Consider the following 12439-nt stretch of genomic DNA (forward strand, 5'->3'; position numbering starts at 1 on the left):
AACCTTTTCCTTTGGTAGTGGAAGTGTGTAGATAGCAGCTTTGCGCAAACCAATAGGCTTAATGTTCATTGCCTGAAGTAGCTTCTTTACAGAAGAACGAGATTCTACGTTAAGAAAGTCTCTAATATCACTATTTTTTACTTGAGGATTAAATCATAGAGCATAATCTTGTAGCGCCTTTTCATGAGCATTGCTAGATTTTCCTGAACAATTCAAACAAAGCCAGGTTCTCTTTAATCTAATCATAGGGGGTTTTTTACATTTGGGACAAAAAACACCTGTCACTATTTCTTCTCTTTGAATACTGTAGTTTCTTAATATATCAGGGTTCTGTGGAGTATCTTCTCTAATTAAATATTTAGTTAATCTCTTTAGATCTTTCTTTAGTAATACGCTCTCTTGCTCAGAAGAAACATATCCATTTATTTTATTTACTAAGGTGTTTCCACGAATAATTTTTTGTGATTTTTTTCCGTACTTAGGAGAAATTCTTATGTATGATTTGGGGTTTGTAATTGCCACGAGGGAGTGAAGCGGGATTTCAGGAAATTTATTTAACTTTAACCACTTTGCAAATTGTGCTTTTTGCAATTCCACCTGGTTTATGGGGTCTGAAAAAGTTTCATCTACTCCGTCTCTAGTTCTTATCATTTGATCAAATTGATGGTCAAAATATAAATTACCTATTAGATTTTTAACTTCAATAAGTATACAAAATTGAGAGTGTACAATTAAAGTGTCAATTTGAAAGTAAAATTGTTCATTGCTCGATTGAGGTAGCCTTAAATCATGGAAAATATGATATTCATCTTCATTTAGATCCTTTAAATAAAAATCGAGTGACATTTCCCCTTTAAAGCCAGCTTGATATTTTGCAAAATCGCTTCCTATAAGGTGGATTTTTGAGTGGTTTTGTACGATTCGTCCATTTAGTACTTCTAGTTTCATTAGTTTTAGCGGTTTAGTTCTTTTCTTCACAATCAAATAATCACCTCTCCCTTTTAAATCAACAAGATACAGTTCAAGATTAGTACTGTAATTTCCTTCAAAATAGTGAATATAATTTTATGGTCCTTGAATCATTTTTATGATCCTTCAAATTATTTTATGATCCTTCAAAAAAACTTATGGTCCTTCAAAATTATTTATGATCCCACAATTAACTTTATGGGCTTTTCGACAAATTAACTTAAATTCCGACATTAAACTATTCATTCCCGCCAACAAAGTATGACCTTGTCGACCACCATGCTGCCATACAAAAAAACCACCCTCAGCAACAGCTGAAGGTGGCCACAATCTTCTAATTAACCTTCTAAAAGCAATGATTCTGGATCTTCTAGGAGTGATTTTATAGTAGTTAAGAAGCTTACTGCTTCTTTTCCATCTACGATGCGGTGGTCGTAAGATAGCGCGATGTACATCATCGGACGGTTTTCCATGCGCTCTTTATCGATTGCTACCGGTCTCCATTGGATTGTGTGCATTCCAAGGATACCTACTTGAGGAGCGTTCAGAATCGGTGTAGAAAGCATTGATCCGAAGATACCGCCGTTCGTGATTGTGAATGAACCGCCTTGAAGGTCTTCTAAAGACAACTTCTTGTTGCGGGCCTTCTCAGCCAAGTTCCCGATTTCTTTCTCGATGCCAGCAAAGCTTAAACGATCCGCGTTGCGAACGACCGGTACAACTAGTCCTTCTTCAGCGCCTACTGCAATACCGATATCATAGAACTTCTTAAGCACCATTTCGTCGCCTTGAATTTCTGCGTTGATTGCAGGGAATTTCTTCAATGCGCCTACAACAGCTTTCGTAAAGAATGACATGTAGCCAAGTTTTACGCCGTTTTGCTCATAGAACTTGTCCTTGCGGCGAGCGCGGACTTCGTTGATCGCAGTCATGTCTACTTCGTTAAAAGTTGTAAGCATTGCAGCTGTTTGCTGTGCTTCAACAAGACGTTTTGCGATTGTTTGACGTCGGCGTGACATCTTAACTCGTTCTACCGGCTTTTCAGGATTTACAGCTTCAGCTGCTTTTGGCTGCTGCTGAGATGTGCTAGCAGCTGGCTTAGACGAGCTCGCTGCCTTTTCGCTGTTTCCGCCTTCAGCATGACGCTTAACGTCTTCTGTACGGACACGTCCAAGTGGATCACGTGAACTTACTTCAGAAAGGTCGATTCCTTTTTCGCGTGCCAGTTTGCGAGCAGCTGGTGATGCGATTGGGCGATCTGCAGCCTTCGAATCTTCTTCTTCAGCTTCAGCTTTTTCAGAAGACTGCTCTTGTTTTTTAGCTGGCTCTGTTTTTTCTTCCGCAGCTGGCTTCTCTTCAGGTTTAGACTCAGTTTCAGCGGCTGATCCATCACCATCAACGATTGAAGCAATTACATCTCCAACAGCAACTGTGTCGCCAGGCTCAACTTTAATATTTTTTAAGATTCCGTCACGCTCAGCACTGATCTCGATGTTAACTTTATCAGTTTCCAACTCAACGATATCTTCACCTTTTACAACTTTGTCGCCTTCTTTTTTAAGCCATTGTGCAACTGTACCTTCTGAAATTGATTCGGCTAACTCCGGAACTTTAACGTCAAACATGTTCACGGCCTCCCTCTCGCGATTGAATGTCTAGTGCTAATGATGTTTGGATAATTTGTTCTTGTTCTTTTTTATAGATGTCTGGTTCCCCGCCAGCTGTACTTGAGCGTTCTTGTCTGCCGATGTAAGAAACATGTGCTCCTTTAGGTGCTACAGCACGGAGTTTTGGTTCGATGTATAGCCATGAACCCATGTTCTTAGGTTCTTCTTGAACCCAGATCAAGTCTTCAACATTTGGATACTCATTTAAGAGAGCGGTCATCTCTTCTTCTGGGAACGGATAAATCTGTTCTACTCGAACGATATGCATCTCAGTTCTAGCAACTTGATCCTGCTCAAGCGCTTTTTCAAGATCAATCGCAATTTTACCAGAACATAACAAGATTTTCTTAACTTTGTCATTTTCTTTGCCAAGACCTGGCTGTTCAAGCAATGGCATAAAGTGATCACTTTCGAAAGCTTCTGGTAGTGACGCAACCTTTGTATCACGAAGCAAACTCTTAGGCGTCATTACAACTAATGGACGAACTTCATCCATAGAAAGAAGCTTCGCTTGGCGTCTTAACAAATGGAAGTATTGAGAAGCCGTAGTAACGTTCGCAACTGTCCAGTTGTTTTCGGCACCTAACTGCAAGAAACGTTCTAAACGTGCACTGGAGTGCTCAGGCCCTTGTCCTTCATAACCATGTGGAAGAAGCATAACCATACCTGATTTTTGTCCCCACTTCGCACGGCCAGCAGAAAGGAACTGATCGAACAAAACTTGTGCCACGTTTGCGAAGTCTCCGTATTGAGCTTCCCAGATAACTAGAGTTTCTGGTGCAAAAACGTTATAGCCATATTCAAATCCTACTACTGAAGATTCAGACAGCGGACTGTTATGAATAGCGAATGAAACATCGATTTCATCCATTCCGTGAAGCGGGGAAAATTTCTTTCCGCTTTCACTGTCATTAAGAACAAGATGTCTTTGAGCGAATGTTCCGCGCTCGGAGTCCTGACCTGTAATACGAATTGGTGTTCCATCTTTTAAGATAGATGCAAATGCTAAAGATTCAGCCATACCCCAGTCAATCTTTTCTCCTTGGAACGCTTTGCGTCTGCGCTCTAAGATACGCTTGATTTTAGGATATACATTAAAATCTCCTGGCCACTTCAGCATGTTTTCCGTTAGCTCTTGCAGTTCTGTTACTGAAATTGTGGTATCGATATCAGGAAGTGCTTTGGATAACGGATCCGGAAGTCTAGTGTCTTCCAGTTTGAATTTTTCTTTGCGGCCTTGTACTTTTTCGTACTCTGTTTGATGTTTTGTTAAAACTTCATCTTCAATCGTTTTAACATCATCTTCTGAAAGAACGCCTTCTTTTACTAGCTGTTTCGCATAAACATCACGAACAGTCGGATGGCTGTTTACTTGTTTGTACAGTCTAGGCTGTGTTGCAGAAGGGTCATCCATCTCGTTGTGCCCGAAACGGCGGTATCCGATCAAATCGATTAAAACGTCTTTCTGAAACTTTTTACGATATTCATAAGCTAAGTGAACAGCAGCGATACAAGCTTCAGGATCATCTGCGTTCACGTGAATAATCGGAATCTCAAATCCTTTAGCAAGGTCACTCGCATATTTAGTTGAACGGGAATCTCCACTATCGGTTGTAAACCCAACAAGGTTATTTGCGATAATATGGAGTGTTCCACCTGTTTGATAGCCTCTTAAACGGCTCAAGTTCAGTGTTTCTGCAACAATTCCCTCACCTGGAAATGCAGCGTCTCCATGAATTAAGATAGCAAATGCTTTTGAAGTGTCTTGAACAGGATAACCTTTGCTGTCACGTGTTTCCTGTGCAGCTCTAGTGTAACCTTCTACAACTGGATCAACATATTCCAGGTGACTTGGGTTATTAGCCAAAGAAATCTTGATCTTGTGCGCTTGATCTGTTTCAACTGTACGGCTTGCACCTAAATGGTACTTTACGTCACCAGTCCAGCCGAAGTTGATTCCTCTTGAACCTTCAGAAGGAATCAGCTCTTTGTTTGGCGAATGATGAAATTCAGAGAAAATTAATTCGTATGGTTTACCGAGTACGTGTGCAAGAACATTCAGACGTCCTCTATGCGCCATTCCGATTAATGCGTGCTCTGCTCCATCACGGCAGCCTTCTTTTGCAGCTTCATCGAGCATCGGTACAAGCATATCTACACCTTCGATAGAAAAACGCTTCTGTCCTACAAAAGTCTTGTGAAGGAATTTTTCAAAACCTTCTACCTCTGATAGACGGTATAGAAGATTTTTCTTATCTTCAGCTGAAAAATCAGGGTAATGCTGGCTTGTTTCTACCATAGTGTTCAGCCATTGACGTTCTTCTGTTTCATGAACATGACTGAATTCATAGGCGATGTTCTTCGTATACACTTCCTGCAGCATTTGGATTGCTTGCCAGCCGTCTTTTACAGATGCGGGAGCTTCTTTCCAAATAAAGGAAGGTGGTATCGCTTTCAAATCTTCAATTGATAAATTAAATTCTTTTGGGTCAATATGGTGGTTGTCTTTAGGAAATTCGCCAACTGGATATAAGTTAGCTGCTAAGTGACCGTATGTGCGGATGTTTTCCGCAAGTTTAAGTGCAGCTGCTAATTTCTCTAAATTCATTCCATCAAAACTCTGTCCAGTACGTTCACTTGGTGCAGAATCCTCGCTTGGAGGCCCCCAAGTTTCAAATTTTTCTTTGAAAGAACTGTCAACAGATTCCGGATCCACACTATATTGATCATATAGTTCAAGGACATAAGCCATATTTGGCCCGCTTAGTCCCTGCCAAGGATTTTCTGATTTGGAACGTTGATGACTCATCTTTTGTTCCCTCCTGCTTCCCTTTGTAAGTATTGTGCTGTTGCTGTTAACAGGTGATTCATCATTTCTCGCCATTAATTTTTCCCTATATAAAGCGCTCTCAAACAATGAATGAAAAGAACCTTATCATTGATAAGGTTTCAACTGTAACAATGGTCATTGCCATTATACTATATTTTCGCAGAAAGTGAATTTTTGTTTTTGCGATTTATAAGATAATTTGCCCATTTCGTTTTACTTATAGTAAATATAAGGAGTGCGAGCCAGATCAAGGTAAAAGAAATGAGATGAATTTCCGTAAATGTCTCGTGATATAAGAAGACTCCCAGCAATAGCATAATGGTTGGCGCAATATATTGCAGGAATCCTGTCATCGTCATTGTAATCCGCTTAACTCCTTGAGCGAACAATACGAGCGGCAATGCAGTTACAACCCCTGCTCCCCATAGAAGAACAGTTGTTGAGATACCGGAAGCGAAAAAAGAACCTGTGCCGTTCCACTGAAGAAATACTAAATAAGCAAAAGCAGCAGGAACGACAAACATTGTTTCTAATGTTAACCCGGTTAATGAATCAAAGCTCCCCAGTTTTTTTGCCAGCCCATAAAGTCCAAATGAGAGAGCCAGGGATATTGCTACCCAAGGGAATTTTCCATATTCCCAAGTTAAAAGAAAAACACCGCATGCTGCAATAACAAAGGATACAACCTGCCAGCTATTTAATCTTTCTTTTAAAACTGCCATGCCTAAAATAACATTTACAAGCGGATTAATGTAATATCCTAAGCTTGCTTCAACTACATGATCATTATTAACAGCCCAAATATACATTAGCCAGTTTCCGCTGATTAATATAGAAGCTATAAAAACAGAAAAGAATTGTTTTTTACTGGATAAAAGGATCTTAATATCTCTAATGAGATCCTTTTTTCTCTTTAGAATAAACATAACTGCCAGCATGAGTACAAATGACCAAAAGATACGATGAGCTAATATTTCTCCTGACCCTGAATGGGCTAGAGGTTTCCAATATAATGGAAGGAACCCCCAGATCAAGTACGCTAAAGCTGCGTACCAGACTCCTTTAGTTTGTTCGCTGTATGTTTTCATAGATCTTTTCCTCGATTCCGGAAGATTTAAGGTTATAAGATTATATAACGGAATCGAAAGAATTTGCTAGCAAGTAAACTTAAAAGAAAAAATTATTTTCTTCTATATAATATTGTAAACACACTTCAATAGTTACTACCCCGCTACATTTGTTTAGGGGTCTGAATCCCTAATAATCTTAAGCCCTCTTTAAGGACGATCTGTATGCTGGCGCATAATGCAAGTCTTTCTGCCGTCTTATCACTGTTAAGGATTTTAACACTTCCATAAAAATGATTGAACTTGTGTGATAACTTTAAGATATATTTCGATATAATTGAAGGTTCTTTTCGCAAGAATGCATTTTGTACAATTAATGGAAAATCGTTTAAAACAGAAATCATTTCCCAGCTCTCTTCTGCAATTGAAAATTCATCTGGAATTTGACCATTAAATGGGCCTTTATTTAATAACGTTTGAATTCTGGCAGCTGTATATTGCACGTAAGGTCCTGTATCTCCTTCAAACTTGAGCATCTGTTCAAGAGAGAATTCAACATCATTGCCTTTCTCATTCTTTAAGTCATGAAAGATTACCGCGCCTACTCCAACTTGACGAGCTACTTCGTCCACCTCGAGTAATGCTGGATTTTTTTCTCGAATATTATTTTCAGCAAGTTGAATAGCATCTAAAAGAACGGTTTCAAGCAAAACAGTTCTTCCTTTTCGCGTACTCATCTTCTTTCCATCCTGCAAAATAAGCCCGAATGGAACATGATGCATGTTTTTTGACCAATCATATCCCATTTTAGTAAGGACTCGTTTAACTTGCTCAAAATGCAAAGATTGTTCATGTCCTACAACATAAAAAGCTTGATCAAAATCGTAAGTGTTTTTTCTATATATGGCTGCAGTTAGATCACGTGTCGCATAGAGTGTCGCCCCATCTGTTTTTTTGATCAGGCATGGTGGTATGTCTTCACCGACACTTACAATTTGAGCACCGTCTGAAAGTTCGAGAAGGTTTTTGTCCGTCAGTTCTTTTATAGTAGCATCCATTTTATCGTTAAAAAATGCCTCTCCGTTATACGAATCGAACTCGACACCAAGAAGTTCATAAATCTTCTGAAATGCATTTAATGATACTTCCTTAAACCAGATCCACAATTGTGATGCTTCTGGATCACCGTCTTCCAGCTTCTTGAACCATTTTCTGCCCTCATCGTTTAAAGAAGGATCTTTATCTGCTTCTTCGTGAAAGCGAACATAAAGTGTTGTCAGCTCTGGGATTGGGTTTTCTTTAACTCTTTCTTCCTTTCCCCATCGTAAATAAGCAGAGATTAATTTTCCAAACTGAGTGCCCCAGTCACCAATATAATTGATCTTCACAGTATCATAACCGCATTTTTCACTGATTAAGGCTAAAGAAGATCCGATTACAGTTGAACGAAGGTGTCCCATTGAAAAAGGTTTCGCGATATTAGGTGATGACAGGTCAAACACAATTGTTTTGTTTTTTCCGATCAAATGACTGCCATAATTCTCTTGTTCCTTTAATATGTTAGTTATCAGGTAAGCTGCCGCTGATTTTTTATCCAAGAACACGTTCACATAACCACCGACGGTTTCAACCTTACTAAAAAGACTTGGGAGGCTACTTGCTGACAATCTGTAAGCAATCTCAGCGGGAGAAGTTTTATAGATCTTTGCTAGCTGAAAACAAGGAAACGCTAAATCGCCTTGATGCAGCTGCTTCGGTTTTTCAATTAATGATTCGATTTGTTCTAAAGAAAAATCTTCTCCGATCTGACTTTTAAGATAAGATGCAAACTCTTTTTTTTCATTCATATTTTTCCCTCCCAAAATAAAAAACCGCCTCTTCTAATATATAGAAGAGACGGATTAGACCGCGGTACCACTCTTGTTGCCTTAATAAGGCCGCTTGATCTGTTAACGGGATGTCCCGGTCTGCCCTACTAATCTTCAAGCAAACATTTCCAAAGTGCGCTTCTTCTGTCAGCTGTGCCAGGCTTCCACCGTTCCCGGCTCTCTATAACAAACTAGACAGGTTACTCTCTTTTTCATAAATGTTCGGTTCTTTAGTTTTTCATATTATATGAGGGATATCCTGAAAAGTCAACATATTCCATTTAGTCAAAATCTAAGTAATCTTTCATCTTTTTGATGTATCTTTTCAGCCTGAACAATGTTTCTGTTCGCAAATATTTGGAGGTGAATGCAGAGGAAATAGCTTGTATAGAAACGAAGACGCCGTGATCACTCACCCGGACAGGTATGATACCAGTAAAGATCGTCTCTCCACTGCTTTTATAAAGAAGTTCTGTTGATACCAAAACTATTTTTTCATCTGTTTGCTCCCCTGGCTGAACTGACTCAACTTCAAATAAAAATTGAACGCTCATAGCTGCTCCTTTACGTTTGTGTCGATAATTATATGATATAATGCATTAGCTCTGTTTGTCAGTTAAAAACACAAAGGAAGTATGCAAATGTTCCAAACACACACATTAAAAGATAAATATAAGCAATTTTTAATTCTAGTTGTCCCTGTTCTCATCACTCAGCTTGGACTATATGCTATGAACTTTTTCGACACAGTCATGAGTGGTCATGCTGGTGCAAAACAGCTTGCAGGTGTTGCGATTGGCACGAGTCTTTGGGTGCCGATTTTTACAGGTTTAAACGGTATCTTAATGGCATTGACTCCGATTGTATCTCAACTGACAGGTGCAAGAAACACTAAAAACGTTCCTAGAGCTGTTATGCAGGCAGTTTACCTTTCCGTTGTACTTTCATTATTCGTGATTGTTCTTGGTTCCTTTATATTGAATCCGATTTTGGATGCGATGTCGTTAGAGGGAGAGGTTGAACGTGTAGCAAGAGGATATTTAATCGCATTGTCTTTTGGGATACTGCCGTTATTTTTATACGGAGCGTTAAGATCTTTTATCGATGCATTGGGCCAAACTAGAATATCAATGTTTGTTACTCTTATAGCATTACCCGTAAATGCTTTTTTCAATTATTTGTTTATTTTTGGTAAAGCTGGATTTCCTGAATTAGGAGGAATTGGAGCCGGAGTTGCTTCTTCAATAACCTATTGGATATCAGCTGTTATAACGATTTTCATTGTGATGAAGTTAAACGTATTTAGAAGTTATCATCTATTTAAAGAGTTTTTTAAACCTTCCCTTTCAGCATGGAAGGAACAATTGAAGATCGGAATACCTATTGGACTGGCGATCTTTTTTGAAGTTAGTATTTTTGCTGCTGTTACATTACTGATGAGTGACTTTAATACCGTTACAATAGCTGCTCATCAGGCTGCTTTAAATTTTGCTTCTTTTCTTTATATGCTTCCTTTGAGCATCTCCTTTGCTCTAACGATCGCAGTTGGATTTGAAGTTGGTGCTTCACGATATAAAGATGCTGCACAGTACGGTTATATTGGGATTCTTACCGCAATTGGCTTTGCCCTTATTTTATCAGGACTTCTTATTGGGTTTGATGAACAAGTTGCCCGAATTTACTCGAATGAACCAGAGGTTATACAGCTTACTATTTCTTTTTTATGGTACGCCGTGTTTTTCCAGCTAGCTGATGCGATAGGAGCCCCTATCCAGGGTGCATTAAGAGGATATAAAGATGTAAATGTTACATTTATATTGTCATTCATCTCTTATTGGGTACTTGGTTTGCCTGTCGGGTATTATTTAGCCAACTTCACTTCTTTTGGCGCATATGGATACTGGATAGGATTAATTTCAGGTCTTTCAGCTGGCGCAATCATGTTATTTATCCGACTTAAATCAGTACAATCCAACTCTTATTCAAAACTTATAAACAAATAAAACCAGCCAATGGCTGGTTTTATTTATTATCAAAGAGTGTCAAGTATTCTTCATAACCCTTTTCCTTTAATTGTTCTTTTGGAATAAAGCGAAGAGCCGCAGAATTTATACAGTAACGAAGACCACCTTTATCTCTAGGACCGTCTGTAAAAACATGGCCTAGATGAGAATCAGCTTCTTTGCTTCTGACTTCTGTACGGATCATTCCATGAGAAAGATCTTCTTTTTCATCGATCGTCGAAGAACGAACAGGTTTAGTAAAGCTTGGCCATCCGCAGCTGCTGTCAAACTTATCAAGAGAACTAAAAAGCGGTTCACCTGATACAATATCGACATAAATGCCTTCTTCCGTATGGTTCCAAAATTCGTTTTGGAAAGGCGGTTCTGTTGCATCGTTCTGTGTAACATTATATTGCATGGGGTTCAGTGTTTTCAGTATTTCTTCTTTTTTCCCTTTATCTTCCCAATGTGATTTTATAAAGGAATCACGTCCAGAACCTTGTCGGTATCTTTTATAATGAAACGGATTTTTCTTATGATAATCTTGATGATATTCTTCAGCTTTATAAAAAGTATGTGCAGGCAGAATTAAGGTTGCAATTGGCTTATCGAACCTTCCACTTTCCTGTAATTCCGCTTTAGATTGTTCAGCTATATTCTTTTGATCTTCATTGTGATAAAAAATAGCAGTGCGATAAGAGTCTCCTCTATCGTAGAATTGTCCTCCTGCATCTGTAGGATCAATTTGTTTCCAGAAAACTGATACTATTTTTTCATAAGAAATAATCAAGGGGTCAAACGTGATTTGGACAGCTTCAAAATGTCCTGTCGTCTCACTGCACACTTCTTTATACGTAGGGTTTTCTTTATGACCTCCTGTATAACCTGATTCAACTTTGATAATGCCTGGCCACTCTTCAAAAGGTGTTACCATACACCAAAAGCAGCCTCCAGCAAAAGTCGCAATTTCATAGTTCTTCATGAAATCAAACTCCTTTTTAAATCTATTTGTTCCATCATATAAGAATGCCTTACAAAAGCATAGAAAAAGGCTTAACGATTATCTGTCATTATCCTTTTTTAACGATAGGCCCTGCAGTTACTGGGCTTTTTATCGGAGCTGGTGGTTTATCTTTCTTTAGTTTTCGGGTATTTTTTAAAAAGTAGTATAGTCCCAATAGAACAATTGCTCCACCAGCCCATTGTGAGAAAGATAATGTTTCATTTAATAATAAATATGCGAGTAATGTAGCTCCTACAGGCTCCCCTAAAATTGCCATAGAGATCGTTGCAGCGGTTACGTACTTTAAAAGCCAATTGAAAAGAACATGTCCAAAAACGGTTGGCACAATGGCTAGCAATAGAAATATTCCCCAATCTTTCTCGGAATATCCTGTCATCGGTATGTGTAAAAGTGTATTGTATACAGCAAAAACGGCAACTGCAGATAAAAATACAGTAAAACTATAAATAGCTGCTGATATCGATTTAAGAAGCTTTTGACCGATCAACATATGAACAGCAACAACGATTGTTCCTAATATGGATAGAATATCTCCTTGAATGTGTTGTTTCGAGATACCTATGTCTCCCCACCCGATCATCACAGCACCTGTAATAGCAACAAACATTCCGATCATAGCAGGTTTAGATGTCTTTTCCCGAAATGCAAAATATGCACCGGCCATAACAAAAACCGGCTGCAGTGAAAGTAATATTGTGGAGCTTGCAACCGTTGTTAATTTTAAAGAACCCATCCAAAACAAGAAGTGAAGTGCTAAGAATATTCCTGATAAAAGCAGCAGCAACCATTCTCTTAATGAGATGCTTTTGAGAGTATTAATATACTTCAAAGTAAATGGCAGCATTAAAAATAATGTGAATAAAAGCCGGTACATTCCTTGTACAGATACAGGAGCGTCTGACCATTTTACAAAAATGGATGAAAATGATATAGCAATAATTCCGATAATCAATGGAATTAAAACGGGTATTTTAAGCGTATCGTTTTTCAAATTGTCACCTTGCACTTTCT

Annotated in this window: 9 protein-coding genes and 1 other annotated feature; of the genes, 1 reads left to right on the plus strand and 8 read right to left on the minus strand. The window is 38.6% G+C overall.

All coding sequences use genetic code 11. The features are described 5' to 3' along the window. Positions 1–153: 153 nt before the first annotated feature. From EV282_RS08950 to EV282_RS08975, 6 genes are all read right to left on the minus strand, one after another. Positions 154–978 carry a nuclease-related domain-containing protein gene (locus EV282_RS08950; protein WP_130295511.1) on the minus strand — a complete coding sequence of 275 codons (825 nt, stop codon included), beginning with the start codon at positions 976–978 and terminating at the stop codon, positions 154–156. 329 nt (positions 979–1307) lie between these two features. Beyond that, positions 1308–2594: a 2-oxoglutarate dehydrogenase complex dihydrolipoyllysine-residue succinyltransferase gene (gene odhB, locus EV282_RS08955; protein WP_130295512.1), complete on the minus strand. Its 1287-nt coding sequence runs from the start codon at positions 2592–2594 to the stop codon at positions 1308–1310. After that, positions 2587–5445 carry a 2-oxoglutarate dehydrogenase E1 component gene (locus EV282_RS08960; protein WP_130295513.1) on the minus strand — a complete coding sequence of 953 codons (2859 nt, stop codon included), beginning with the start codon at positions 5443–5445 and terminating at the stop codon, positions 2587–2589. Before EV282_RS08960 ends, odhB begins: the two co-directional genes overlap by 8 nt. A 170-nt stretch (positions 5446–5615) precedes the next feature. Further along, complete coding sequence (rarD, locus tag EV282_RS08965) at positions 5616–6554, minus strand: EamA family transporter RarD (RefSeq protein WP_130295514.1); 939 nt, start codon at positions 6552–6554, stop codon at positions 5616–5618. A 143-nt stretch (positions 6555–6697) separates the two neighbouring features. After that, entirely contained in the window at positions 6698–8380 is a 1683-nt protein-coding gene (gene argS, locus EV282_RS08970; protein ID WP_130295515.1) for an arginine--tRNA ligase, read from the minus strand. Positions 8381–8422: 42 nt separating this feature from the next. Next, positions 8423–8626, minus strand: a binding site (T-box leader). Positions 8627–8682: 56 nt separating this feature from the next. Further along, positions 8683–8955: a hypothetical protein gene (locus EV282_RS08975; RefSeq protein ID WP_130295516.1), complete on the minus strand. Its 273-nt coding sequence runs from the start codon at positions 8953–8955 to the stop codon at positions 8683–8685. Between the two features lie 87 nt (positions 8956–9042). On the opposite strand from EV282_RS08975, the gene EV282_RS08980 reads away from it, so the two are divergent. Beyond that, positions 9043–10404, plus strand: coding sequence for an MATE family efflux transporter (locus tag EV282_RS08980; protein WP_130295517.1), 1362 nt, complete (start codon positions 9043–9045; stop codon positions 10402–10404). Positions 10405–10423: 19 nt separating this feature from the next. Here the strand turns inward: EV282_RS08980 and msrA are convergent, their stop codons facing one another. After that, a complete protein-coding gene (gene msrA / locus EV282_RS08985; RefSeq protein ID WP_130295518.1) occupies positions 10424–11386 on the minus strand; it encodes a peptide-methionine (S)-S-oxide reductase MsrA in 963 nt (320 codons plus the stop codon). An 88-nt stretch (positions 11387–11474) separates the two neighbouring features. Then, positions 11475–12419, minus strand: coding sequence for a DMT family transporter (locus EV282_RS08990; protein ID WP_130295519.1), 945 nt, complete (start codon positions 12417–12419; stop codon positions 11475–11477). Between the last annotated feature and the right edge of the window lie 20 nt (positions 12420–12439).

It is taken from the genome of Fictibacillus sp. BK138 (genome assembly GCF_004216955.1).
Classification (GTDB): Bacteria; Bacillota; Bacilli; order Bacillales; family Fictibacillaceae; genus Fictibacillus.